Origin of the sequence: Streptomyces sp. MA5143a, from assembly GCF_900290235.1 — a bacterium.
Taxonomy (GTDB): domain Bacteria; phylum Actinomycetota; class Actinomycetes; order Streptomycetales; family Streptomycetaceae; genus Streptomyces.
Genome location: NZ_OLMK01000103.1, coordinates 14,884 through 39,386, shown reverse-complemented (window position 1 = coordinate 39,386; position 24,503 = coordinate 14,884). Strand labels below are relative to the sequence as shown.

General features: G+C 70.6%; 17 protein-coding genes and 5 pseudogenes. 11 read left to right on the top strand and 11 right to left on the bottom strand.

All coding sequences use genetic code 11. The annotated features are described in order from the left end of the window. Positions 1 to 29 precede the first annotated feature (29 nt). The 3 genes and pseudogenes from SMA5143A_RS36410 to SMA5143A_RS36390 all read left to right on the top strand — a co-directional run. On the top strand, positions 30 to 1,157 hold the full coding sequence (locus tag SMA5143A_RS36410; protein ID WP_107467093.1) for a sensor histidine kinase: 1,128 nt from the start codon (positions 30 to 32) through the stop codon (positions 1,155 to 1,157). Beyond that, a complete protein-coding gene (locus tag SMA5143A_RS36405) occupies positions 1,154 to 1,816 on the top strand; it encodes a response regulator (RefSeq protein ID WP_107467092.1) in 663 nt (220 codons plus the stop codon). Before SMA5143A_RS36410 ends, SMA5143A_RS36405 begins: the two co-directional genes overlap by 4 nt. 1,895 nt (positions 1,817 to 3,711) lie before the next feature. After that, positions 3,712 to 3,945 (top strand): annotated as a pseudogene (locus tag SMA5143A_RS36390) (LysR family transcriptional regulator); the annotation flags it as partial. Positions 3,946 to 3,961: 16 nt separating this feature from the next. On the opposite strand, the pseudogene SMA5143A_RS44320 reads toward SMA5143A_RS36390, so the two are convergent. The 3 genes and pseudogenes from SMA5143A_RS44320 to SMA5143A_RS36380 all read right to left on the bottom strand — a co-directional run. Further along, positions 3,962 to 4,331 (bottom strand): annotated as a pseudogene (locus SMA5143A_RS44320) (metallophosphoesterase); the annotation flags it as partial. 12 nt (positions 4,332 to 4,343) lie between these two features. After that, positions 4,344 to 4,475 (bottom strand): hypothetical protein, encoded by a 132-nt coding sequence (locus SMA5143A_RS44315; RefSeq protein ID WP_258193937.1) that lies wholly within the window; start codon positions 4,473 to 4,475, stop codon positions 4,344 to 4,346. A gap of 103 nt (positions 4,476 to 4,578) precedes the next feature. Further along, complete coding sequence (locus tag SMA5143A_RS36380; RefSeq protein WP_107467089.1) at positions 4,579 to 5,979, bottom strand: aldehyde dehydrogenase family protein; 1,401 nt, start codon at positions 5,977 to 5,979, stop codon at positions 4,579 to 4,581. Positions 5,980 to 6,036: 57 nt separating this feature from the next. On the opposite strand from SMA5143A_RS36380, the gene SMA5143A_RS36375 reads away from it, so the two are divergent. The 3 genes from SMA5143A_RS36375 to SMA5143A_RS43270 all read left to right on the top strand — a co-directional run bounded on the left by SMA5143A_RS36375 (position 6,037) and on the right by SMA5143A_RS43270 (position 8,123). Then, positions 6,037 to 6,501 (top strand): DUF1569 domain-containing protein, encoded by a 465-nt coding sequence (locus tag SMA5143A_RS36375; RefSeq protein WP_181362185.1) that lies wholly within the window; start codon positions 6,037 to 6,039, stop codon positions 6,499 to 6,501. Beyond that, a complete protein-coding gene (locus SMA5143A_RS36370; protein WP_107467088.1) occupies positions 6,494 to 7,102 on the top strand; it encodes a TetR/AcrR family transcriptional regulator in 609 nt (202 codons plus the stop codon). Before SMA5143A_RS36375 ends, SMA5143A_RS36370 begins: the two co-directional genes overlap by 8 nt. Positions 7,103 to 7,745: 643 nt before the next feature. Continuing rightward, on the top strand, positions 7,746 to 8,123 hold the full coding sequence (locus SMA5143A_RS43270) for a nuclear transport factor 2 family protein (RefSeq protein WP_181362184.1): 378 nt from the start codon (positions 7,746 to 7,748) through the stop codon (positions 8,121 to 8,123). A gap of 49 nt (positions 8,124 to 8,172) precedes the next feature. Here SMA5143A_RS43270 and SMA5143A_RS36365 read toward each other — a convergent pair. From SMA5143A_RS36365 to SMA5143A_RS36350, 3 genes and pseudogenes are all read right to left on the bottom strand, one after another. Further along, positions 8,173 to 9,287, bottom strand: a pseudogene (locus SMA5143A_RS36365) (IS630 family transposase). Positions 9,288 to 9,829: 542 nt separating this feature from the next. Continuing rightward, positions 9,830 to 9,969 (bottom strand): annotated as a pseudogene (locus tag SMA5143A_RS36355) (IS481 family transposase); the annotation flags it as partial. 206 nt (positions 9,970 to 10,175) lie between these two features. Next, positions 10,176 to 12,143 (bottom strand): CASTOR/POLLUX-related putative ion channel, encoded by a 1,968-nt coding sequence (locus tag SMA5143A_RS36350; RefSeq protein ID WP_107467087.1) that lies wholly within the window; start codon positions 12,141 to 12,143, stop codon positions 10,176 to 10,178. A 233-nt stretch (positions 12,144 to 12,376) separates the two neighbouring features. On the opposite strand from SMA5143A_RS36350, the gene SMA5143A_RS36345 reads away from it, so the two are divergent. From SMA5143A_RS36345 to SMA5143A_RS45025, 4 genes and pseudogenes are all read left to right on the top strand, one after another. Beyond that, entirely contained in the window at positions 12,377 to 14,404 is a 2,028-nt protein-coding gene (locus SMA5143A_RS36345) for a flavin monoamine oxidase family protein (protein ID WP_107467086.1), read from the top strand. A gap of 642 nt (positions 14,405 to 15,046) precedes the next feature. Beyond that, the gene (locus SMA5143A_RS36335; protein ID WP_107467084.1) at positions 15,047 to 17,197 is read left to right on the top strand and encodes a SpoIIE family protein phosphatase; all 2,151 of its coding nucleotides are present in this window, start codon (positions 15,047 to 15,049) and stop codon (positions 17,195 to 17,197) included. A gap of 296 nt (positions 17,198 to 17,493) precedes the next feature. Further along, a complete protein-coding gene (locus SMA5143A_RS44310; RefSeq protein ID WP_258193935.1) occupies positions 17,494 to 17,628 on the top strand; it encodes a hypothetical protein in 135 nt (44 codons plus the stop codon). 68 nt (positions 17,629 to 17,696) lie between these two features. Beyond that, positions 17,697 to 17,825 (top strand): annotated as a pseudogene (locus SMA5143A_RS45025) (transposase); the annotation flags it as partial. 161 nt (positions 17,826 to 17,986) lie between these two features. Here the strand turns inward: SMA5143A_RS45025 and SMA5143A_RS36325 are convergent. The 3 genes from SMA5143A_RS36325 to SMA5143A_RS36315 are packed head-to-tail and all read right to left on the bottom strand — an operon-like array spanning position 17,987 to position 21,371. Next, positions 17,987 to 19,516 (bottom strand): acyl-CoA synthetase, encoded by a 1,530-nt coding sequence (locus tag SMA5143A_RS36325; protein WP_107467083.1) that lies wholly within the window; start codon positions 19,514 to 19,516, stop codon positions 17,987 to 17,989. A gap of 35 nt (positions 19,517 to 19,551) precedes the next feature. Next, positions 19,552 to 20,124: a flavin reductase family protein gene (locus tag SMA5143A_RS36320; RefSeq protein ID WP_107467082.1), complete on the bottom strand. Its 573-nt coding sequence runs from the start codon at positions 20,122 to 20,124 to the stop codon at positions 19,552 to 19,554. Then, on the bottom strand, positions 20,121 to 21,371 hold the full coding sequence (locus tag SMA5143A_RS36315) for an acyl-CoA dehydrogenase (RefSeq protein ID WP_181362183.1): 1,251 nt from the start codon (positions 21,369 to 21,371) through the stop codon (positions 20,121 to 20,123). The genes SMA5143A_RS36320 and SMA5143A_RS36315 overlap by 4 nt, the downstream gene beginning before the upstream one ends. Positions 21,372 to 21,599: 228 nt before the next feature. On the opposite strand from SMA5143A_RS36315, the gene SMA5143A_RS36310 reads away from it, so the two are divergent. Further along, positions 21,600 to 22,502, top strand: a complete 903-nt coding sequence (locus SMA5143A_RS36310) for a LysR family transcriptional regulator (protein WP_107467080.1) — start codon at positions 21,600 to 21,602, stop codon at positions 22,500 to 22,502. 6 nt (positions 22,503 to 22,508) lie between these two features. On the opposite strand, the gene SMA5143A_RS36305 is transcribed toward SMA5143A_RS36310, so the two are convergent. Together SMA5143A_RS36305 and SMA5143A_RS36300 are read right to left on the bottom strand one after the other, a co-directional pair. Further along, positions 22,509 to 23,546 carry a maleylacetate reductase gene (locus SMA5143A_RS36305; RefSeq protein ID WP_107467119.1) on the bottom strand — a complete coding sequence of 346 codons (1,038 nt, stop codon included), beginning with the start codon at positions 23,544 to 23,546 and terminating at the stop codon, positions 22,509 to 22,511. A 38-nt stretch (positions 23,547 to 23,584) separates the two neighbouring features. Beyond that, positions 23,585 to 24,499 carry an intradiol ring-cleavage dioxygenase gene (locus SMA5143A_RS36300; protein WP_107467079.1) on the bottom strand — a complete coding sequence of 305 codons (915 nt, stop codon included), beginning with the start codon at positions 24,497 to 24,499 and terminating at the stop codon, positions 23,585 to 23,587. Positions 24,500 to 24,503: the final 4 nt, after the last annotated feature.

Below are 24,503 nucleotides of genomic sequence, written 5' to 3'. Positions count from 1 at the left end.
CCGCGGCGGCGGCCAGCTAGGGTGCGCGCATGAGTGCAGGTGAGACCGGTGTCCGGGGCCGTGTCGGAGAGTGGGGCATCGCTGTCGGCGTGGCGACGGCGCTGCTGGTCACCGGGCTGTCCGAGCAGCACTCCGCCACGGGCCTCGACCTGCTCGGCTACACGCTGTTGACGGCTGGCGGCCTGGTGCTGGCCGCGCGCCGTCGGGCTCCGGTGGCCGTACTGGTCGTCGCCGGGCTGTGCGCCGCGGGCTACCAGGCGGCCGGTTTCGACGTGCCTGCTGTGGCCTACCTGTTCGCGGTTTACGCAGCCGTACGGGCGGGATACCGCACCATCACGGTCGCGGCGAGCGTAACCATGCTGGCCGCTCTCCCCCTCGCAGCCCTGGCCTCGGGCCTGCACGACACGGGCGAGGCGTTCGCGCAGGCCCGAGGCGCCCTGGAGATCGCCTGGCTCATCGCGGCGGGCGCCGCGGGGGAGGCGCTGCGGCAGGCCGAGCGGCGGGCGGACGAGGCCGAGCGCACCAGAGAGGAGACCGCGAGACGCCGCGCCGACGAGGAGCGGCTGCGCATCGCGCGGGAACTGCACGATTCCCTCACCCACCAGATCTCGGTCATCAAGGTGCAGTCCGAAGTCGCCGTCCACGTGGCCCGCAGGCGTGGCGAGCAGGTGCCGCAGGCCCTGCTGGCGATCCAGGAGGCCGGACGTGAGGCGACCCGGGAACTGCGCGCGACCCTTCAGGCGCTGCGCGACGACGACACCACCCCGCCGCGCGGCCTCGACAACGTCCCGGAACTGGTGGAACGGGCAAGCAGGACGGGCCTGGAGGCCACGCTGACGATCGAGGGACAGCGGCACGGCGTGCCGACCGCGGTGGGGCGGACCGTCTACCGGATCGTTCAGGAGTCGCTGACCAACATCGCCCGCCACGCGGACGCGGCCACGGCGTCCGTCCGGATCGACTGCGGTCCGGACGTTCTCGCGATACGCATCGATGACGACGGCAAGGCGACCCATGACACCGCTCCGGAACCCGGCGTCGGGCTTCTGGGCATGCGCGAACGCGTCACCGCCCTCGGCGGCCGACTGCGGGCACAACCGCGCGGCGGGGGCGGCTTCACCATCCAGGCCGAACTCCCCCTAAACCGAACGTCATGATCCGTGTCCTGCTGGTCGACGACCAGCCCCTCATTCGCAGCGGGTTCCGCGCGCTCCTCGACCTCGAAGACGACATCGAGGTGGTGGCCGAGGCCGCCGACGGCAGCGAGGGCTTGGAGCTCGCCAAACAACACCTGCCCGACGTCGCGCTCATCGACATCCAGATGCCGGTCGCCGACGGCATCGAGGCGACCCGGCGCATCGCCGTGGACCCGGCCCTGGCCGGGGTGCACGTCGTCATCCTGACCAACTACGGTCTGGACGAATACGTCTTCAACGCGCTGCGCGCCGGCGCCGCCGGATTCCTCGTCAAGGACGTCCTGCCGGAAGACTTCCTGTACGCCGTACGCGTCGCCGCTCGCGGTGACGCCCTGCTCGCACCGTCGATCACCCGCAAACTGATCAACCAGTACGTCGCCCAGCCACTCAACACCGGCGCCGGCACGGGGCTGCAACAGCTGACCAACCGCGAACGCGAGGCCGTCGCGCTGGTAGCGCAGGGCCTGTCCAACGACGAGATCGCGGACCGTCTGGTGATCAGCCCGCTGACCGCGAAAACGCACATCAACCGGGCCATGACCAAGCTCCATGCCCGCGACCGTGCCCAACTCGTCGTCCTCGCCTACGAATCCGGCCTGGTAACGCCACACAACACTTGACCCGCGCTTCCACGCGGGCGCTTGACTGCTGCCTGCCGACCGCAACCCGTCCCCCTGGAGGACCCCCGCGACAACTGGCGTACGACCGGGTCGTCAGCTCCGTCCGGCTTCGCCCGAACCGGAGAAAACCGAAGCCGCTGGTCAGGTAGGGGCGCCACGCGCCACGCTGTCTTCACCGTCGGGGACTGATGCGACGGAGGCGTCGCGGCGACGCCGACTTCACCCGCATACCACACACCCTCGGCGCCCAGTGCATCAGGCGGAACCCCAGCTGCCCTTGCTGCCCCGTGGGAAGAACCGCTTCGGTGAGCACCACGAACTCGACCCGACCCGTTTCGTCGACCGCGCCGGCCTTGCGCAGATCGCCGAACTGGAGCTGGAGGACCTGCCGCATCCGAAAGCACGGGCGGAAGGACCTGCCCCCGCCCCAGGCCGAGCCTTCTACGACGCTCCCTCAGCCTCGACAGCGGCCTCGATCGCCAAACCCTCGAAGCCTTCCTCGACCTGGCGCTCCCGCCCTCCGCGCAATCCCCCGGCGGACGATGACCATTCCAGCGATGGCCGACGCCGAAGCCGCCGACTGGCTCACCACCACGGCGGCAGGGGAGAACTGACCCACGTCCGGAGACATCACGGGCCCCGGGGGGGAAGGCATCCCCGGGGCCCGGTGCATGGAGTCGTGCTGTTCAACGAGGCTTCGCCTCTCACGGCACGGGGGGTGCGCTGCTCGGCGTCCCGCTTAGCTTGTCCTGCAATCCTGGTCAGCGGATCCTTCGACGAGCTTCAGAAGCTGAGACAGGATACGGGGCAGGTCGTTCTCCGAGGTGATCACCTGCTGGTCTTGCCAGGTGCACTCGGTCTGGGAGTCGATGAAGAGCAGTGAAGCGCTTCCCGAGCCCCATACGAACAGCTTCCCCAGGCGTTCGTCCGACTCCAGAGTGAGGCTCACGGCCGTTGCCTTCGGGCGCCTTCTGGTTGCTGTGCAAGGGACTGGCTGATTCACCGTGGGGCTGATCCCGCGAGAGCGGAGTTCGTGTGCTTGTGCGGCATGCCATTCCACGAGCCATTGAACGATCTCCGGCATTACGCCCCTCGCTGTCACGGTCGAACGAGTCGTCGAACTCGATCGTACGGATGGCGTTCGCCGGACCGCTGGGACGGCCGCCTGGGCCTCGCCGCTCCTGGCATTCCCGATGGATGGTTTCCCCGGCAAGCCGGCCGGACATGAGCCGGGAACTTCTGGGTAGGCGGGCGGTGCCTGCCGGGGAAGGGCCGTCAAAGCCTGGGGAGGTCGAAGCGGTCCTTCCCCTGGCAGGTTGCGCCAGAGGGTGGAGGAGTGGTGCTCACGGCGGCGCCCCGAGCACGGTGCCTCTGGGCGGCACTGCTGACCGTCGGATGATCAGTAGCGGTGAGCCTCCTCGCTCACCGCCCACTGAACCCGAGTTCGGCCAGCGACTGGAGCCACTCAGCCCCGAGCTTGGCCCGCCAGGTCTTGCTGTTCGCTTCGGGGCTGACCACCATTCTGAACATAGGGAAAGGGGCCGCCAGCGACTGACGGACCCTCACTGCAAGATCGCGCTAGCGGTGAGTACCCACTACTTCGGGGTATGGCCGCAGCAGGCGACGGTCTTGGTCTGGTCGGTGCTGGCGAGGGGCACTACGGCGAGCACGGCAGCCAGTGCCACGAACAAACCGATGACGGCTTGACGCATTCACTTCTCCTGGTCAGTCGGGATCCGGTGCTGCTTGAGGAACCGGCCAGCTGCCCCTGCCCCTGCCCCGAGCCGCGGCGCCGGCAGGCTGCTCAAGTGACGCTGTTGACTATCACCTGGTGAGCACAGGGGTGTCATCGAATCAGGGGCACAGGATGCGTGCCGATCGATAACCTTCCTATTATGTCATCAGGTCAGACGGGCAAAGAGGTTGCCTCCGTTGGGGTGACCGTGTCGAAGAAGCCGAGCATTCATCAGCTTCGGCTCTATCTCACACTGAGCGAGGAACTCCACTTCGGGCGGGCCGCCGCACGTTTGTCCAACACGCAGCCAGCGCTGAGACAGCAATTCAGAGAGCTGGAGAAACGCCTCGGGGTGCGCGTGGTGGAGCGCATCAGCCGGACGCTCACGCTGACCGATGCAGGACAGGCCCGCCGAGGTCCTCGTACCAGTCGCGGTTGCCCGGTATCGAGTAGATGGGCGCTGGGTAGTCCCGGTACGGCCGGAAGAACTTGCTGCCGTAGTCGTCCGTGCTGCCGCCGGGTAGATCACGACACTGGCGATGACCGTGAAGAACGCTTCCTGACTGTGCCTCAGGAAGTTGGGTACCACAGCACACTTGGGTCGTCGCCCTACCGGTGTCGCCGATGATCACGAAGGAGAAGCTGTCCGCGTTACGCCGGATCTCCTTGTCCGTGGGTGCTCCAACCGCCTGACGCCGCGACACCCACCGGCCACGGGTTCGGCCCGTGGGGTCCCCGAACCATGAGGCGAGCACACCGTTGCGGGGCGGCCCGCAGCATCCGGGGATCGAATCACGAGATCTTCGCTGTCCGGCCGGGGATGAGCCGCCGGTACGCGCCGGGTTCGGCGTCGCTCCAGTCGGCGCCTTCGGCGCCTTCGGCGCCTTCGGGGGTTCGGCGTGAGGACGTTGAGGAGTCGGACACGGCTGCACCGTAGCAATGGTCCCCGGCGGGGCCGCAGTCGGCTCACCCTGCTGGGAGTGCCCCCCGGCACTTCTCCCGGACACCCGCCGGTCCTCGGGCCCGGTCACAGGAACCGGCGCAGCAGGCGCTCCTTCCGGCGGGTGAACGGTGGGTAGACGAGCCGCAGCGCGTCCGGTCGCAGCGGCTTGTCCAGTACCGCCTTGGTGTGGCTGAAGGTGTCGAGGGAGTGTGGCCCGTGATAGCGGCCGACCCCACTCTCGCCGACGCCGCCGAACGGCAGGCCGGGCACGCTGAGATGGGCGTTCGGGATGCCGAAGGCCAGGGCGCCCGAGGAGGTCTCCGCGGTCAGCCGCCGCTTGGAGTGGGGGGAGGCGGTGAACGCGTACAGGGCGAGGGGCTTGTCCCGCGCGTTGACGAACGCGATCGCCGCGTCGAGGTCGGGGACGCGCACGATCGGCAGGATCGGCCCGAAGATCTCCTCGCTCATGACGGGCGCCTGCGGATCCACGTCGGCGAGGACCGTCGGGGCGAGGTAGCGGGTCGCGCGGTCGTGCTCCCCGCCGGTGACCAGCCGGCCGCCGCCCAGCAGGCCGACCAGCCGGTCGAAGTGACGGTCGTTGACGATGCGGCCGTAGTCCGTACTGGCGGACGGCTCGGTGCCGTACATCTCACGGACCGCGGCGGTGAGGTGCGGCTCCAGCCCGGTGGCCGCCTCACCGATCGCGAGCACGTAGTCGGGGGCGACACAGGTCTGCCCGGCGTTCATGAACTTCCCCCAGGCGATGCGGCGCGCGGCCGCCCGGAGGTCCGCGCCCGGTTCGACGACGGCGGGGGACTTGCCGCCGAGCTCGAGCGTGACCGGCGTGAGACGGCGGGCCGCGGCGGCCATCACGACGCGTCCGACGGTGCCGTTGCCGGTGTAGAAGATGTGGTCGAACGGCTGCTCCAGCAAGGCGGTCGTCTCCGGTATACCGCCCTCGACGACCGCCACGGCGCTCGGGTCGAGCGCCTGCGGCAGCCGGTGGGCGAGCGCGGCCGAGGTCGCGGGGGAGAGCTCGCTGGGCTTGACCACCACGCAGTTGCCCGCGGCCAGCGCGCCGACGAGCGGCGCCAGCGCCAGCTGCAGGGGGTAGTTCCACGGGCTGATGACCAGCACGGTGCCCAGCGGCTCCCGTACCGTCCGGGCCCGGGCCGGGGCGAGCGTCAGGGGCACGGAGACCCTGCGCGGGCGCAGCCAGCGGGCGAGATGGCGCAGGGTGTGGTCGATCTCCTTGACGACGAAGCCGATCTCGGTGAGATGGGCCTCGGTGGCGCCCTTGCCGAGGTCGGCGTGCAGGGCGGCCGCGAACTCGGCCTGGTGTTCCATCAGCATGTCGCGCAGCGCGCGCAGTTGGGCCCGGCGCCAGGAGACGGGGCGGGTGAGCCCGGTGGCGAAGACCGTGCGCAGTCGGGAGACGGTCTCGTCAGGGGCGACGGCGGGCTGGAGGCGGGAGTCAGGATGCATGCCCGGAGCATATACGAAACGAAATTCTTTCGTTTCGTTATCGAGTACACTCGCTGCATGACCACCCGTATCCCCGTCCCGCCCCTCGCCGAGCTCACCGAGCGGCTGCCCGAGCGCCTCGCGGTTCCCGAGTCCGACCTCCTCGCGCCGGGCAGCACCTGGAACCTCTCCCAGACGCTCCAGCACTGCGCCCAGACCGTCCGCTACTCGGTGACCGGATACCCGCGGCTGAAGCCGGCGCTGTTCCGGGCCACCGCGGGCGCCCTGGCCAAGCGCGTGTTCCTGAGCCGGGGCGCCACGAAGCACGCCCTGGACGCGGAACTCGACGGTGCCCCCGCCCTCGACCCGCACCTGCCGGCCGCCGAGGCCGCGGCGGACCTCGCGGACGCTGTGGCCCTCTTCGGCGGCCACAGCGGTCCGCACGCGCTTCACCCTGCCTACGGCCGCTGCACCCACGACGAGTTCGCGCGGCTGCACGCCATGCACCTCGCCGAGCACCTCCCCGGTCTGGCCGATGCCTGAGGCCGCGCCGCGCCGGGGCCGCCCCCGTGACGCGGCACGGGACCGGGCCCTGCTGGAGGCCACCCTGGCCGTCCTGGCCGAGAGTGGCTACGGCGGCCTGACCACCGCCGCCGTGGCCGCCCGGGCCGGAGTCTCCACCGCCACGCTCTACCGCCGCTGGTCCTCCAAGGAAACCCTGGTCATCGCGGCCGCCGCAGCGCGTGCCGAGGACCTCGTGAAGCGGCCCGACACCGGCACCCTCGAAGGGGATCTGCGGGCCCTGCTGAGGGACAAGGCCGCGAGCCTTACTGGGGAGAGCGGGCGGCTGATGCGCGCCCTCGTCGGTGAGGCCGCGCACAACGACGCCCTCGCCGAGGCCCTCGCGACCACGTTCCTGGCCCCCGTGCGCAGCCGCGTGGAGGAGGTGGTGGCGCGGGCCGTGGCCCGGGGGGACATCCCATCGGTGGACGACTTCGGCATCCTCGGCGACCTGGTTGCCGGCCCAGTGATGAGCCACTTCCTGATCACCCCGCAGGCGCCGGACGAAGTGGACCCCGAGACCGCCAGGGCGTGGGCCGACCGCCTGCTGCCCTTCGTCCTGCGGGCGCTGGGCTCCGGCTGAGCGTCGGGGGAGCGTCCGGCGCGCGTCGAGCGGGCCACCGCACGGGCTGAGGTTTCGTCAGAATGCCGACTTTCGCCATGAGCTCAGGCATCAGGCCTGGCACACCACCCGGCCCCTTCGGTATGTCATGCCTCTGCCGTAACTCCCGGCCCGCCGGAATGAAAGGTAACCCCCGTGCGTCTGCGCGTCCTGCGCGTCCTGCGCGGCACCGCCGCGCTCGCCCTGACCCTGCCTGTCCTCTCCTTCGAGCCACCCCCGCACCCAGCCCCTGACATGCCGTCACCACGAGCCCATGCAGCCGCCTTTCCGTACCGTGAACAGCGGGACACCACTTTCCGGTCAGCCCGAGCCGCGTGCGTTGCCCCGTGCTCCGGTCCCCGGGACAGCCCCGCCAAACCGTGTGTGTGGCCGCTGACGGAGCCGTCAGCTCATCGTTGAAGGAGCGGTGAGGCGACCGTGCCACTACCCGCCTGCGCTCCGCCTCCTGAACTCTGCTCCCCGAGAACGCCGGGGGGTGAGGGACCTTGCCGCGCCGCCCTGCTCGCTCTGGTCGTCCGGCTAATGCTGTGACCGGGATGGTTCACCGTGATCGGAAGTCGGCTCGCGGGACGAGCGCACGCGAAACGGCTGGTATTACTGGGGCATGCAGGAAGAGATTGCACGCTCCGCGATCGACACGTTCATCTCCGCGTTCAACGCCTCGGACGACAGCTATGTGACTGAGCTGCTCTCCCAGGCTCTGACCTCAGACGTGGTCTTCTGGGGGCCGTTGGGTCGCAGCGAAGGAATCGCGGCGGTCGAGCGGTTCGTGCTGGACATCCGGCGCCACCCGGCGGGGACCGGCACGATGGTGCGCTGCTCGGCGGTGGACATGCCTGACGAGTGGGCCCGGTACCAGTGGGTCTTCACCACGCCGGATGGAGGTCCCCGCCTGGCGGGAACGGACGTCGTCCATCTGCGGCGGAGCCTCATCGACCAGGTCATCGTCTTTGCGGGGGAGATCGAACCGTCCGCCTCCTGAGTCATCCTTCTGTCGCTTTCGGCACTCCGGGGCTGCGGTTCGCGGTCGGTCAGGCTGCGGTGCTGAGGGGGCGTCCGCCCCAGCGGATGCCCTTCTCGCTGCGGATGCGGGCGCGTTCCTTGCGTTCGGCGGCAAGTACGTCGGGGTGGCGGGCGTTGGCGTTGCGCCAGCGCAGGTAGGCGTGCAGTGCCCGGGTCTGCACGGGGTGGTGGGAGTTGGCGATGGTGAACTGCCGCAGCGGTCCGAAATGCGCCTCGATCGGGTTCGCCCACGACGCGTAGGCCGGGCTGAAGCACAACTCGACCTTGTTCGTCTTCGCCCAGCGGCGGAGGTCGGCGCCTTTGTGGGCGGACAGGTTGTCCAGGATGACGTAGATCGGGGCGCCGTCGGGCCGGGCGGCGCGGATCGACTTCGGCGCGGCCAGCGTGTTCGCGGCACCTTTCCTGCGGCGGTTGACGCCCCACAGGCGGTCGTCGCCGACCGAGTAACAGCCGTGGAAGTAACGCACCCCGTGAGTGCGGTGGTAGGTGGCCGGCACTCGGTCGGGAAGCTTCCGTTCGGCCCAGCCCGAGCCTGCGGTGGGTCGGATGCCGAGCGGTCCGAACTCGTCGAAGGCGAAGACCCGGTGGGGGGGAAGCGGTCCAGGATCACCTCGATGTGGTCCAGCTTCGCCTCGCGGTCCGGGTCGGGGGATTCCTTCCATGTCTTGGTGCGCTGGAAGGTGACGCCGCGGCGGGCGAGTGGACCGCGTAACGCCTCGCGGCCGATGCGGATCACGCGGCCGTGGACTTTCCGCAGGTAGACGACGAGCTTGCGCGGCGACCAGCGAGGGCAGGGCTGGCCGAGCTTGGTCGGGCGGGTGGTGGCCGTCTGAATGACGAAGTCCTCGTCGTCAGGGCTGAGCAGGCGGGGACGGCCTCCCGCCCACCGAGGGTCCAAGCAGGCCGGACCGATCTCGTTGAGCCGATGGATCACGTCACGCACGGTGTCCTCATCGGCCTGCACCAGCTTCGCGATCACCGGCACCCGGTTCCCGCCCGCTGAGGCCAGCAGCATCATCGCCCGCCGGAACCGCACCGAACTGGTACTGCCCCGACGCACGATCTGCTGCAGCTTCTGCCCCTCCTGATCGTTCAACCTGCGCACACGGACAGGCTCAACCACCACACACCCAGCAATCGGACGGACCTCAGCGCCCATCCAACCGTCGGAGCCCTCAACCCGGCCAACCTTCCCGGTGAGAGCACTAGGACAGGACCTGCGCGCCACCGAGGCCAAGCCGCCCGCGCCCTGCGGCTGACTCTGAAGTTCGCCGGCGGCGCCACCTGGGAGATCACCCGGCGCCTGCCCGAGGCCTCCGCGCACGACGAGGACCTGCGCACGCTCGCCTACCGGATGATGGACGCGGCCGGTCTGCAGGCGGCTGCCCGACCGGCTTCTCCCTCAAGGGCGAGGACCTCGTCGACGCCGACCAGGTCGCCCTACAGATCAGCCTCGAACAATAGCGCGAGGACCGGCTGACGGCGGAGGCCGTCAGCGGCCGCATCCGCGCCAGGTTCGGCCCCGACGCGATCGGCCCGGCCGCCACACGCCTACGCCCCGCCCCCGCCTCCTGAACCTGCCGGGAGACGAGGGATCTTGCCGCTGCACTCGCCGGGCCTGCTGCCGTACGAGCTGCTGCCGCACTGGCCCTACATGCGGGCGGTACGGTCGGCATGGCGCGCGGCGGTGGTAGGGCTGACCTGGAAGCGTTCCGCGGCCGCCGCAGCGGCCAGCCGTCCTCGACGACACACCGGGCCAGACGCGGCCGGCCGGTCGGCGTCAGCGGGGCTTTACGGTGGGACACGAGGGCCTCCCGAGTACCGGACGTAGATGTCGCAATCCACACCGAACCCTGAAGGCCCTTCCCGGGTGCAGCGACCATCACCCGCGCCTCGGCATCGGGTCGTCCGCCCGGTGCCACGGCCCTGTCGACGTCCGGCAGCCACCACTATTGCCGTGGCGACCCCCTGCGGGCGATACGCGTCTTCGCGGGCGCCGCCTTCGATGTGATCATCCTCGGGGAGTACGGCGAGCAAGCGGGACTCCGCCGCTGCTGACGGCACCCCGCCGTCCCTCCCCGGCGATGACGACCACCTCGTCGCCGTCGGACCAGCGCCGGCGGTCCGCCTTGGACGGATTGAGGCGCAGCCCGTACCCGGGGACCCGGTGGGCGTCGGCGTGGCTGCGGTAGCCGATGGCGCACTCGCCCCGGGCGCGTGCCGCCGCGACGACCGTGGCGAAGGACGTCTCGTGGCCGGTCACGACGTAGTCGGCGGCTGACCGCAGGTGGATCTGCGTGCCGCCGGCCGAGAACAGTTCGTCGAACACGTCCGCCAGGTGGTGGTTCTGGGAGATCTGCGCCATCAGCAGCCCGATGAGCTTGCCGCTGATGATCACGTCCGCTCCCGGGCCCAGTGGGGCGAGGGGCCGGTTGCCGTCGTCGGTGAGCTCGGTGACCACCGGCAGCTCCCGCCCGGTGCGCCCTTCGAGGTGGCGCAGGACGAGCAGGGTGACGAGCGTGCGGGTGTCCGGCTCCTCGGAGGGCTCACCGGCCCGTGGCTCCTGGCCGAGCACGATGACGCTGTCGTAGGAGCCGAGGTCCAGGCCGGCCAGGGTCTCTGGGCGGGTGGTGTCGCCCCTGAGGGCCACACAGGTCCAGCCGGAGCCGTCGCCGTCACCGACGTCACCGTCGTCGTCGCAGGCGGCCCGCACCACGGCCTCGTCCTCGTCCGCCACCACGTCGGCCACCGAACCCGGGGGTGCGTTGCGGCCCCACTCCCGCAGGACGAGGGGTGCGCGGCGGTTCCAGCCCAGCACCAGCAGCCGCTCCGGCCGGGTGTCCGACGGCCGGGGGCCCGCCACGGACCGCTCGTCGACCAGCGGCGCGCAGTCGGCGAGTTCGGCGGTGTCGTCGTCGGCGGCGATGACGAGGAGCTGGTCGTCGGGTTCGAGCACCGTCCGCGCGGGCGGGTTCAGCCAGGGCACCCCGCCGCGGATCAGCCCGACCGCGCTGGCGTTGCCGTAGGAGAGCAGCGCCTCGCCGAACTCACGGCCGGCCAGGGACGGGTGGGCGGCAGGGTAGAACTCGTCCCCGGCGAAGTCGAGCAGGTCGCGGTGGACCAGGGACAGTCCCGGGCGGCGCGCCGCCTGCGCGATCAGCCGGGCGGTGACGGTGTCGCTCTCCAGGACGACGCCTCGGGGCCCGGCGGCCAGGCGGGCCGCGAGTAGGTAGCCGCTGTCGCGGACCGCCGCCACGACGGGCACGGTGACGTCGCCCCCGCGCGCCGTCGCCCGCAGTGCCAGCAGCGCCTTGACGACGTCCGCGTCGCTGCGGGACGCGTCGGGCGGCAGCACGATGACCGAGTCGGCGGTGGCCGGACTGGTCAGCGCCAGTACGGCCGGGTCGGCAGAGGGACCGCTGCGGCAGATCAGCCGGGTCCGGCCGGTCGGGCCGACCTTGCTCTGCAGGGACTCCTCCATGGCCGTCTTGTCCCGGTCGGCCAGGATCGCCACGGCCGACCGGCGCTGGTTGGCGCCCGCCGCGACCAGTTCGCTCACCACCGTGAAGACCTGCTCCGACCAGCCCAGGACCACCAGGTGGCCGCGCTCCAGGAGCTTGGAGCGGCCGCGCCGCAGGGCGATGAGCCGCTCGGTGAGCCCGGTGGTGATGAGACCGACGAGGGTCGAGACATACACCAGGGCGACCAGGGCCAGCAGCACCGACAGCGCCACCCGGGCCGGACTGCCCGTGGTGCCGCCCAGCCGCATCGTCTCCCCGGTCAGGCGCCAGATCGCCGCCACCTTCCCGGAGAGGGTGGCGGGGGCGTGCCCGCTCGTCCACACCAGCGCCGCGCTCGCGGGGACGACGACGGCCAGGCAGACCAGGACCAGCCAGCCCACCAGGGCCGAGGTGCCGCGCGCCAGGGTCGTGTCCAACCAGTACCGCGCTCGGGCACCCGCCCCGGGCCGCTGTTCCACTGTGTTCCCCCTCCGCGCGCAGGTCTGTAGGGGCAGTGTCCTGACCTGGCCTCGCGCGCCGGGCGGCTAGGCGGCGCGATTCATCCCTTCGCCGTAATCGGGGGCAGGCGCCCGCCCTCGCGTGCCCCCGCGCACCCGGTCACGCACCGGTTTGAACGAGGGCCTTCCCTCGTCCGTGGCAATTCACCACAACCTGGAGTGAACCGGTCCGGCGGGCCCGTAGAAGTTGCGGCATGACCGAGCATCACCAGGCTGACGCCGATCACGGCGGCCTGACCAGACGTACGCTCACGACGGCCGCGGGCACGACCGCCGTAGCCGCCTTCCTCAGCGCCGGCAGTGCGGCGGCCCTGCCCACACAGCCGCCCCCGCGCAATCCCGCCCCGGCGGCGGCCCTCTCCGCCGCGCAAGGCGCGGACTTCGACCGCTGCCTCGCCGTCGCCCGGGCCCTGCTCGTCGTCGACGACGACGGCCGGCCCCTCGTCCCCGGCTACCGGCGCGTGCTCAAGGACGGCCTGCCCCGCACCCGGACGGCCAGGGCCACGAAGGTCCTCGTCATCGGGGCGGGCCCGGCCGGCCTCGTCACGGCGTGGCTGCTCCAGCGCGCCGGACACCACGTGACCGTCCTGGAGGCCAACGGCAACCGGGTGGGCGGGCGCATCAAGACGTTCCGTCGCGGCGGCCACGAGAAGGCGGCGCAGCCCTTCGCCGACCCGCGCCAGTACGCCGAGGCCGGCGCGATGCGGCTGCCCGGCAGCCACCCGCTGGTGATGGACCTCATCGGCCAACTGGGCCTGAAGAAGCGGCCGTTCCACTACGTCGACGTGGACGGCCAAGGACGGCCCGCCGCGCACACCTGGATCCACGTGAACGGCGTGCGCATGCGCCGCGCCGACTACGCCCGCGCGCCCCGGCGCATCAACCGCTCCTTCGGCGTCCCGCGCGCCCGCTGGGACACCCCGGCCGCGGCCATCCTGCGCTCGGCTCTTGACCCGGTGCGCGACGAGTTCAGCACGCTCGGGCCGGACGGCAAGCGCACCGACAAGCCGCTGCCCGCACGCATCCAGGGCTGGGCCAGGGTGATCCAGCGCTTCGGCGACTGGTCGATGTTCCGCTTCCTGACCGAGCACGCGGGCCTGGACGAGCGGACGGTCGACCTGATCGGTACCGTCGAGAACCTCACCTCACGGCTGCCGCTGTCCTTCGTGCACAGCTTCATCGGGTCCTCCTTGATCAGCCCGGACACCGCGTTCTGGGAGCTGGAGGGTGGCACGGCCGTCCTGCCCGACGCCCTGCTGGCCAAGGTCCGCGACACCGTGCGGTTCGACCGGCGGGTGACCCGGATCGAGTACTACGACCCCGACCCCGACCGGGCCGGCAGCGACACCCGACACGTACGCGCCCGGGGACCCCACGTGTGGGTGGACACCGTCTCCGAGGGACGGGGCGGCCCGGTCGTGCGCGAGCAGTTCACGGCGGACGCGGCGGTAGTGACGGTGCCCTTCTCCGGCCTGCGGCACGTGCAGGTCAGCCCGCCGATGTCGTACAGCAAGCGGCGGGCGGTCACCGAGCTGCACTACGACTGCGCGACCAAGGTGCTGCTGGAGTTCAGCCGCCGCTGGTGGGAGTTCGACGAGAGTGACTGGAAGCGGGAGCTGGGCCGCATCGACCCAGGGCTGTACGACGCCTACCGCGCCGGACGGACCCCTGGCGACGGCAGCCTGCTCGGCGCACACCCGTCCGTCCCGTCCGGCCACATCACCGCCGGCCAGCGCACCCACTACGCCGCGAACCGCGCCGTCACCCGCGACCAGCCGGCCGCGGTCGACGTCGTCGGTGGCGGCTCGGTCTCGGACAACGCCAACCGGTTCATGTACCAGCCGTCCCACGCGGTGCCCGGCAGCGCCGGCGGGGTGGTCCTGGCGTCCTACAGCTGGGCCGACGACGCCCTGCGCTGGGACTCCCTGGACGACGAGGCCCGCTACCCGCACGCCCTGTGCGGACTCCAGGAGGTGTACGGCCAGCGGATCGAGGTCTTCTACACCGGCGCGGGCCGCACCCAGAGCTGGATGCGCGACCCGTACGCCTACGGCGAGGCGTCCGTGCTGCTGCCCGGCCAGCACACGGAGCTGCTCACGTCCATCCCGGCCCCCGAGGGGCCGCTGCACTTCGCGGGCGACCACACCTCCGTGAAACCGGCGTGGATCGAGGGAGCGCTGGAGTCCGCCGTGCGCGCCGCCCTGGAGGTCCACCGGGCCTGAACCGCGCCGGGCGCCGCTCCCCGTGTGAGGGGGCGGCGCCGCACGCAGTCGCCATCTACGCTTCAGCCGCTACCACGATGCCCGACCCACAGGGCACCCGCTGAACTGCTGTGGTATCGAGCTCGAATGGTTCAACACCCGCATGCGCGGCCCCTTGTCAGTGGGTGGTGCGGGGGAGAGGTTGAACCGCTCCGGGATCGGTGGAGGCTCTATGCGTTGACTCCAGCCGCCGGTCAGGGCTGGTGCTGAGCGTAGTGGTTGGTCTCGTACTCGTGGGCGGGACGTCTCCGACCGCGCTGCGAAGGGGTGGAACGCGCCGGGCAAGGGCGGCGCCCAGGCCGACATCGTGCTCACCGCTCCGCAGGACGGGGTGCCGTTGCTGTTCATCGACGAGCGGTGGCAGGCGGTGGAGCGCACCGGAGCGTCTGGACCGGAGGCCGATGCGCGAGCCCTCGAAGGGATGTCGAGCCACACGGTCCCCGGTCGCGACACCATCTGCCCATGCCGTCCTCTTCGAGGACCTGTGTCGGGCAAGGGACACCGGACTGGGTGTGCCTTTGTGGACGCCAACAGGTTGATCCACATGCCGTCGCCCTCGTGCGGGGTTAGCGTTCTGGGCATGGGCGTGAGGTGTTGCGCTGCATGAGCGGGATCGGAGTTGGCGAAGGGCTGGCTGAGGGCGATCCCTTCGACGACGCATTGGCGGCGGCGGTGCGCGGTGCGGGCGCCAGATTCGGCGGCGTCTATTTGCTGGACCCGGCCGAAGCCACGCTGGGGTTGATCGCGCTGTGTGGTGTATCGGTCGAGGCTTTCGCGCCATGGTGGCGGACTGTCTTTGCCGTTCGCGGTCTGATGCAGGACGCGGTACGTGAAGAGCGATTCGTCTGGGCGGGTTCTCTGGAGGAGCTGGCCCAGCTCTACCCGCGTGTGGCAGCGGGCGTTCCGTATCCAAACGCGATGGCGGCAATCCCGCTCACGGGCGTGCGGCACTGCCGAGGTGTGCTGCTCTTGGCCTGGACTCCGGGTCGTTCTCCGCTCAGCCCCAGCGAGCGCCGCCGCATCACTCGCGGTGCCCAGCGTATTGCCCGGGTCCTTGACGCAGCGGCTGTAGCTCCACCCATCCCGGAGCGCCCGCGGTTCATACACCCCTACAATCCACAGCCGAAGGCACAGCCCGGGCTTGCAGCGGCCGACCTGGTGAACCGTCTCCCTCTCGGCACCCTGGCCCTCGACCTCGAAGGGCGTATCACCTTCGTGAACGCCGCAGCCGCCACTCTCCTGGACAGGCCCGCGGAACAACTGCTGGCAACCCTGCCCTGGCAGTCGCTGCCATGGCTGGACAACGCCACGTACATGGACGCGTACCGCATGGCCGTGAACAGCCACGAGATTGTCACACTGACCGTCCTGCGCCCGGTGGAGCAGTGGCTCGACTTCCGCCTCCACGCGGACGACAGCGGCATGAGCATCTTGATCACACCGGACTGCGCCTCGAAGCCGATTGCCATGCAGCCGCCCTCGGCAGGCAGTCCGCCGGAGAGCAGGCCAAGGGTCGGCAGTCCGCCGGAGAGCCGGATTCACCTGTTGATGGTGCTGGCCGCCGCTCTGACCGAGACCATCGGCGTCCAGGATGTCGTGGATCTGGTCGCCGATCAGATTCTGCCCGCCTTCGGCGCCCACGGCATGATCATGTCGACCGTGGACGCCTGCCGGATCCGCATCATCGGACACCGCGGCTACACCCGCGACGTCATCGAGCAACTCGACGGCGTGCCCCCGGACGCCGATCTGACACCCGCCGGCCGGGCGCTCGCCACCGGCACTGCGGCCTTCTTCGCCGACCGCAGCGAACTGACCCGCCTCTACCCCCATGCCAAGGTGCCACAGAACAGCGGCAAGCAGTCGTGGGCCTTCCTGCCCCTGATCAGCTCCGGACGTCCCCTCGGCTGCCTCCTCCTCGCCTACAACCAGCCCCACGCCTTCACCCTTGCCGAACGCTCGATCCTCACTCCGCTCGCCGGCCTCGTGGCCCAGGCCCTGGACCGAGCACACCTCTACGAGACCAAGCACAGCCTCGCCCACACCCTCCAGCAAGCTCTGCTGCCCCGCGCCCTGCCCACCATCGCCGGACTCGACGTCGCCGCCCGCTACCTGCCCGCCAGCCACGGCATGGACATCGGCGGGGACTTCTACGACCTCATCCGCCTCACCGATACCACTGCCGCCGCAGTCATCGGAGACGTGCAGGGCCACGACATGACAGCGGCTGCCCTGATGGGCCAAGTCCGCATGGCCGTCCACTCCCATGCCACCGCCGGTGCCGCACCCGACCAGGTCCTCACCCGCACCGACCGCGACCTCGCCGACCTCGACGCCGGCCGTTTCGTCACCTGTCTCTACGCCCACCTGGACCTGGCCCGCCAGCAGGTGGCCATCGCCAGCGCCGGCCACCCGCCCCCACTCCTGCGACACCCCGACAACCGAGCCCACGCCCTCGGCATCCGTCCTGGCCCGCCTCTCGGACTCGGCATCGGGACCCCGTCCTACCCGGTCAGCACGGTGCCCTTCCCCACAGCCTCCCTCCTGGCCCTCTACACCGACGGTCTCGTGGAAACTCCCGGGATCGACATCACTGAGACCACCGCCGAACTCGCGCGCCACCTCAGTGGACTCGGCAGCCTCCCACTGCACGAACTCGTCGACGCCCTCATCCACCACGTAGGCCACACCAAACAACACACAGACGACACAGCGCTCCTTCTGCTCCAACCCCACCGCGCCGTCATTCTGTGATCAAACTTCGGTGGCACGCGCTCAGGGTTTGATGTCACAGGACAGTTGGCGAGGCGGCAGACTTCCGTCATGAGCAGCCCCCGGCGCCGTCGACCGAGCAGCGGCCCGAGCACTGCCAGGATCACGCGGGCGGCGGAGCCGGTAGCCGCAGGGGACGGGCGGCCCGACGGGGCGCCGCGTGTCGGGATGTGGGCGCGGGCCATGGCGGATGCCGCGTTCGAGCTGCACGACATCGCGCGGTCCGGCGGCTGGGACCAGGACGCGCCGAGGACGCCGTCGCCGCGTGCGAGACCCACGTGCAGACCCTCGCCACCCTCCACCCCGACGCGCGCGACGTCCTCGATGTGGCGGGCCGCGTCGAGGCAGAGCTGCGGCGCGTGCTCCGCCTCCCCGCCGACACCACACCAGGGGTGGGGCAGGCAAAGCCGTGAGGCAGGCTCTGCTCGCTCCTGCGAGTGATCGCGGACCTGGGCCCCGTGCCTGCCCGATCACCTCGCGGGCCGAGCATGACTGGCTCACCACCGTCCGCCTCCCGCCGTATGCACCTGACCCGAACCCCGTCGAGGCCGTCTGGTCACTGGCACGCCGCGCCATGGCCAACACCGCCTTCGACACACCCGACGACCTCGCGCCTTGCCGCCGAGACTGCTGGTCTTCCGCCGGCCTTTCGGCTTTCGTCCTTCGGCCCGCCGTGGTCTCCGCTGGTGAGGTGCACGCGCTTGGAGGCATCGAGAAGGTCCCGTGCGGTGGGCCGGGGCTGGGCCCGCGTCCTACGCACGGAGCCTGGCGTCATGTCTCCTCGGCGCCGCGGTCCGACAGGGAGCCGTACCGGCTGCGCAGGTGGGCCTTGAGGATCTTGCCGGTGGCGTTGCGGGGCAGGGCGTCGACGAGGACGACCGACTTGGGGAGCTTGTACTTGGCGAGTCGGCCGGACAGGGAGTCCATGATGTCGTCGGGCGACACGCCGGCGCCCGCGCGGGGCACGACCAGCGCTCTGCCGACCTCGCCCCATCGTTCGTCGCGTACGCCGATCACCGCGCATTCGGCGACCGCGGGATGCTGGTAGAGGAGTTGCTCGACCTCGGCCGGATAGACGTTCTCCCCGCCGGAGATGTACATGTCCTTGATCCGGTCGACGATCGTGACGTACCCCTCCTCGTCGACGGTGGCCGCGTCTCCGGAGCGGAACCAACTTCCGTTCACGAAGGCGTCCTTGGTCGCTTCGGGCCACTGCCAGTAGCCCTTCATCACGTTGGGGCCCTCGATGATCACCTCGCCGACCTCGCCCGGTGCGACATCGGTGAGGTCGGGCCGCACCACGCGTACGTCGGTGAAGAAGCAGGGTGTGCCGGCCGAGCCGACCTTGCGGATGCTGTCCGGTGCGCGCAGGCCCAGCGCGGCGGGGGCGGTCTCGGTCAGGCCGTACGCCTGGAGGAAGGTCAGGCCACGGTCCTGGTATGTGTGGATGAGGGCCTTGGGTACGGGTGCCGCCGCGCACATCAGGATCCGGATCGACGACAGGTCGGCCGTCGCCCACCGCGACGACCGGGCCATGGCCCGGTACATCGCGGGCACGCCGAACATCCTCGTCACCCGGTGCTCGGCGATGACGTCGAGCACCCGTTCCGGATCGAAACCGCCCATCAGCACCGACGTCCCTCCTTTGAGGAAGCCCGGCAGGAAGACGGTGTTGAGGGCGGCGGTGTGGAACATCGGTGCCACCACCAGAGCGACGTCGTCGGAGGCGATGTCCACGTCCAGCAGGAGGTTGAAGCAGTTCCAGGCGATGTTGGCGTGGGTGAGCATGACGCCCTTCGGACGGCCGCTGGTGCCCGAGGTGTACTGGATCATGCACACCTCATCGAGGCCGACCGTCTCGTCCGGGGGGTCGTCGGGTGCGTTCGCGAGCAGCTCCTCGTACGCCTTCCCCACCTCGACGTAGTGCTTCACCTCGACGTCGTCCCTGAACGCGTGAACGATGTCGGTGAGTTCGGCCCCGAACACCAGCACCGTCGCTCCCGAGTCGCCCAGGATGAAGGCCAACTCGGGGGCCGCGAGGCGGGTGTTGAGCGGGACGAAGACGGCGCCCAGCGCGTTCGTGGCGAACAGGGTTTCCGCCAGGGCCGGATGGTTCACGCCGAGGTAGGCCACCCGGTCGCCGTGGCCGACCCCCAGGGCACGCAAGGCGTGAGCGAGCCGCGTCACGCGCGCGGCCAGTTCTTCGTAGGACAGGGATCCACCGTCGTGCACGACGGCGGTGGCCTCCGGTGCCATGCGGGCACGCCGCGCGGGCCATGAGCCGAGCCCTTGATCGCGCATGGTGCGTCTCTCCTCTCTCAGAGCCCTCAGAGCTCTCAGAACCAGTCGGGCCATGTGTAGTCGGCCGATTCGTCGTGGTCCCGGCGGGGCGGCAACGGGGCGAGCCGCCCCCGGGAGAAGACCAGCGGCGAGACGCCGGTCTTCTCCACCCCGAGTTCCCGCACCCGGCCGAGGACGAAGTAGTGGTCGCCGAGGGTCCACACGTCGGCGATGTCGCAGTCGATCCAGGCGACGGCGCCCGCCAGGACGGGGCTGCCCGAGGGCGCGCCGCGCCACGGGTGACGGTCGAAGACGTCGGGTGCCTTGGCGCTGACGTCCCGGCAGCGGCCCTCCTGGCCGGCGGCCAGCACATTCACGCAGAAGGCGCCGCCGGCCATGATTCTGGGCCAGGTCGTGGAGGAGCGGCCGGGGAGGAACGCGACGAGCGGAGGGTCCAGGGACACCGAGGTGAACGAGCCGATCACCATGCCGACGGGGGTGCCGTCGGGTTCCTTCGCGGTGACCACCGTGACACCCGTCGGGTAGTGGCCGAGCACCTGCCGGAACAGGTCGGGGTCGTCCGACGGGCCACCGCCGGGCGCCGTCGCGGCGGGCGTCTGCCGGTTCACGCCGGAGTCTCCAGCCCGAGCAGAGAACGGGCGTACCCCGTGGCCCACGAGCCGTGTTGCGCGTTGATGTGTGTCTTGTACGTGGCGACGTCGCGCAGGTACCGCTGCATGCGCTCGCCATTAGCCAGCGCGCTGGAGCCACTGGCCGAGGCCAGCATCTCGACGGCCTGGCAGGCGAGTTGGCCGGACTGTCGGGCCGTGAGGGAGAGGGCCTGGTCGTCCAGTTCGGAGAAGGGCTCGCCCCCTGCCAGGCCCCGGGCGGCGTACGCGGTGTAGTCGTCCGCGACCGACAGGATGATCCGCTGCGCGCTGTCGGCCAGGGCCGTGGCCAGGCCGAGATTGCGCTGGTGTTCCGGATCGTGACTGCGCGGCCTGAAGGTCGGCAGCTGGCTGTTCTTGGTGGTGATGATCCGCTGGTACTCGTCGACCGCGGCCCAGGCGGTGCCCGCCACGATCGAACACAGCTGGATGTTGAAGAACGGCATCAGCCGGCCCGCGTACATCGGGTTGCCGTGCAGTTCCACCCCCGGCCCGTCGGTGGCGTCGGCCGCCCCGAGATGGGTCCTGGACACGTACTCGTACGGTACGAGGGCGTCCTCGGCCACGACGCTGTTGGAGCCGCTGCCGCGGAAGCCCAGGATCTCGCCCCAGTTGTCGAGCATCCGCCAGCCGGAGGGCACGAGCACCATGCCCGGGGTGGGTATGCCGCCCTCTTCGTCGATGATGAGGACGCCGCCCAGGAAGTGCGTGGAGACGTTGACTCCGGAGGAGTAGTCCCAGCGGCCGTTGACCAGGTACCCGTCGGGGGCCCTCGTCGCGGTGGCGCTCGGGGCGATCGGCAGCGGGGCCCGGAAGTCACCGTCCGGCCCGAACACCTCGCGCTGGGTGCTCTCGGGGAAGCGGCCGGCCACCACTAGGCTGTGGGAGGCGGCCAGACACAGGTTCCAGCCGCTGGACGGGCAGCCGCGGGCCACCTCGGTGACCATTCGGGAGTAGGTCCGCAGGTCGAACTCGTAGCCGCCGAAGCGGCGTGGCTGGAGGGACCGGTAGAAGCCCGCCTTCAGGAACGCCTTGTGCGTGTCCTCGGAGATACCGGTCCGCTGCTCGGTCTCGTCCTGATGATCACGTAGCCAGGCCCTCATGCCGGCGGCCCGGCGCACCAGTTCCTCCGGGGTCAGATCCGGCTCCGGCTGCGGAATCTCGATGATTTTCTCGGCTGCCTTGGTTGTCTCGGTTGTCTCGGACAATTCGCACCCCATCCGCTAATGTTCCGGGTCGGCCTGAAGGGAGTGTTGGCAGCGCGGTGAAGAACCGTCCAATGCCGGTGATTGCGGGCTTGATGAGTGTCGTGCATCACAGCAGGTCGGAGAGGGTGACGGGAATGCCGCACATTTCTGACTGGTGACGTGCGGGGAAGCGCGCTGTAACCTGGCGCGGACCACAACGTCGTGGACCTCGCCTTTCTGGAGGGCTGAGTGGAACTCCGGAACCTGCGCCATTTCTCGGCGCTCGCCGAGACCTTGAATTACCGGGTCGCCGCCGAGCGTCTGCACCTCACCCAGCCCGCGCTGACGCGATCGATCGCCGCCCTCGAGCGTGAGCTGGGCGTCCAGCTGTTCGACCGCGACAAACGGCATGTGGCGCTCACCGCCGACGGCGCGGAACTGCTCGAACGGGCGGGCGAGGTGCTGGCCGATGCCGACCGGCTCGCCGCCGCCGCGGGCGCCATCAGGGCCAGGCGACGGGACGAGGTGCGGGTCGCGCTCTACGGGGTGGCTCTCGCGGAGCTGACGCATCCGGTCATCGAGGCGTTCTGCGAGCGGTATCCCAGCGTCACGGTCCGGGTACATGAAGCGGACTTCCACCAGGGTCTCGCCCCGCTGCTGGCCGGCGAGTACGACGTGGCGCTGTTGCCCCTGAACGTCGACATGCCGGGCGTGACACGGGTACCGATCTTCACCGAGCCCGCTTCCCTCGCGCTGTGGAAGGGGCATCCGCTGGCTGGGGCAGCCGCGGTGGACGTGACCGAGGTCTTCGACCAGCCCTGGGTCACCCCCGAGCCGGGTCTCGACTTCTGGGTGGGCGGACGACACGGGGACGACGACGCCCCGACGGTCGGCTTCCACGCCCGCTCGGCCCGGGACGTGTCCTTGAAGATCGCCTACCAGCACATGGTGGGACTGATGCCGCTGTCGGCCACCCGGATGTTCCCGCACCCGGGAGTGCATAACGTCGCTCCGAAGGAGCCCCTCGGCTTGGTGGCCGCCGTCGTGTTTCCGGAGGCCGGTCACTCGCCCGCCGCCCCGGCGTTCGCCGAGGTCGCACGCCGGGTGGCCCGACGCGCGACCGGCGTTCCGTACGCTGAAATCTCCCGCTAGGAGGGGTCAGCCGCCGTACGGCGGCTCGCCCGCCCAGGCCGCGTGCAGGACGGCGCGCAGCTCGTCCGCGGAGGCCGGGCGGGGATTCGCGTACGGGGCCCCGAGAGCGACATCGACCGTACGGTCCACGTCGGCGGCGGTCAGGCCCAGGTCGGCGAGCGATCGCGGGATGCCAAGACGCTCGCCCAGCTCGTGCAACTCCCGTACGGGATCGGGGACATCGAGCGCCCGGCGCAGCGCCGCCAGTGCCTCGGGAACCGCCGGCGCGTTGAAGGCCAGCACATGGGGCAGGACGACGGCGTGTGTCTCGGCGTGCGGCAGGTCGAAGGTGCCGCCGAGCACATGGCAGAGCTTGTGGTGCAGCCCCATGGTGGTGGCGCCGAGACAGGCACCGCACAGCCACGCCCCATACAGCGCCCGGCTGCGCGCGTCATGGCCCGAGGGGTCGGCGACGATCTCGGGAAGGGCCGCAGTCAGCGCCCGCACACCCTCCTGCGCCATGAGGGAGACGATCGGAGTGGAGTCCGGGGCGTACAGAGCCTCGACGGCGTGCGCGATCGCGTTCATGCCGCTCGTCGCGGACCCCACGGGCGGCATGGTGAGCGTGAGCAGCGGGTCGTAGACGACGCTGCGCGGCAATACCTTCGGGTCGCGCCCGGTGCGTTTGACCGCGCCCTCGGTCAGGCCCCAGACGGGCGTCATCTCCGATCCGGCGTACGTCGTCGGGACGGCGACGATCGGCAGGCCGGTCCTGAGCGCGACGGCCTTGGCCAGGCCGGTCACGGAACCGCCGCCGACCGCCACGCAGCCGTCCGCCCGGGCTTCGCGAGCCGCTTCGACGGCCAGGTCGGCGACCTCCACCGGGACGTGCGTCACCGCCCCCGCGTGCAGCCCGGCGCAGGCGTCGCCGAGAGACGCGGCGACGGCACGGGCCGTGTCCAGGCCATGGTTGTCGCACAGCACGAGGACGCGGCGCAGTCCGAGAAGCGCGACCTCGTCGGGCACCGCGTCCGGGACGGCACCCGACCGGAAGAGGACGCGCATCGGCTGGGCCTGGTAGGTGAAGTCCAGGGCGCCTTCCCTCACGCGATCACCGGTTGCAGCACGATGTCGAAGCGCGCCCGGCGGAAGGGGTTGGCCAGGCCCAACTCCGCGGCCTCCTCGGGGGAGTCCACCTCGACGAACTCCTCGACCAGGCTCGCCTTCACGGCGAAGACGGCGTCCGACTCCAGATAGTCGCTGCCCGCCACGAAGATGTGCGTCGTCACCGGGCTGTGCCCCTCGGCGCCCACGATGAAGTGGACATGGGCCGGACGGTAGGGGTGACGGCCGGTCGCCTCCAGCAGCGAGCCGACCGGCCCGTCCGTCGGAATCGGATACGGGCTCGGAACGCACGAGCGGAACCAGAACCGCCCCTCCGCGTCCGCCGTGAACAGCCCGCGCCCATTGCCCGGCGGCTGCTTCTCCGGCTGCTGGACGTCGTAGAAGCCCTGGTCGTCGGCCTGCCACACGTCCAGCGTCGCGCCGGGCAGCGGGGTGCCGTCGACGGAGACGACCCGTCCGCTGATCACGCAGGGCTCGCCGGCGCCGACCAGATCGATGTTCGCCCCGAGTTCCCGGACCGGGGACTCGGTCATGTGGAAGGGGCCGAGCACAGTGGAGTCGGTCCCGGCGGCGGCCTTGTGGTCGTTGATCGTCTCGATGAGCATCGACACTCCCAGGACGTCCGACAGCAGGATGAACTCCTGCCGGGTGTCGTCGCACATGTGCCCGGTCGCGGTGAGGAAGTCGATCGCCCGCTCCCACTCGGCCTGAGTCGGCTCGATGTCCCGTACGAACTCGTGCAGGTGACGGGTCAGGGAGGCCAGCACCTCGCGCAGTCGGGGATCGGAGGTGTGGGCGAAACTTTCCAGCACCGCCGTCGTCGTCGCGGAGTTCGCGGAATTCGCGGAATTCCCGGAACTTGCGGCCTTCGCGGTCTTCGCGGTGAGGTCCATGGCC

Bases quoted from the DNA above. Each gene is read 5' to 3' on its own strand.
- SMA5143A_RS36410 (WP_107467093.1), top strand. From the start codon at position 30: ATGAGTGCAGGTGAGACCGGTGTCCGGGGCCGTGTCGGAGAGTGGGGC.
- SMA5143A_RS36405 (WP_107467092.1), top strand. From the start codon at position 1,154: ATGATCCGTGTCCTGCTGGTCGACGACCAGCCCCTCATTCGCAGCGGG.
- SMA5143A_RS36380 (WP_107467089.1), bottom strand. From the start codon at position 5,979: ATGCATCCTGACTCCCGCCTCCAGCCCGCCGTCGCCCCTGACGAGACC.
- SMA5143A_RS36375 (WP_181362185.1), top strand. From the start codon at position 6,037: ATGACCACCCGTATCCCCGTCCCGCCCCTCGCCGAGCTCACCGAGCGG.
- SMA5143A_RS36370 (WP_107467088.1), top strand. From the start codon at position 6,494: ATGCCTGAGGCCGCGCCGCGCCGGGGCCGCCCCCGTGACGCGGCACGG.
- SMA5143A_RS43270 (WP_181362184.1), top strand. From the start codon at position 7,746: ATGCAGGAAGAGATTGCACGCTCCGCGATCGACACGTTCATCTCCGCG.
- SMA5143A_RS36345 (WP_107467086.1), top strand. From the start codon at position 12,377: ATGACCGAGCATCACCAGGCTGACGCCGATCACGGCGGCCTGACCAGA.
- SMA5143A_RS36335 (WP_107467084.1), top strand. From the start codon at position 15,047: ATGAGCGGGATCGGAGTTGGCGAAGGGCTGGCTGAGGGCGATCCCTTC.
- SMA5143A_RS36325 (WP_107467083.1), bottom strand. From the start codon at position 19,516: ATGCGCGATCAAGGGCTCGGCTCATGGCCCGCGCGGCGTGCCCGCATG.
- SMA5143A_RS36305 (WP_107467119.1), bottom strand. From the start codon at position 23,546: ATGCGCGTCCTCTTCCGGTCGGGTGCCGTCCCGGACGCGGTGCCCGAC.
- SMA5143A_RS36300 (WP_107467079.1), bottom strand. From the start codon at position 24,499: ATGGACCTCACCGCGAAGACCGCGAAGGCCGCAAGTTCCGGGAATTCC.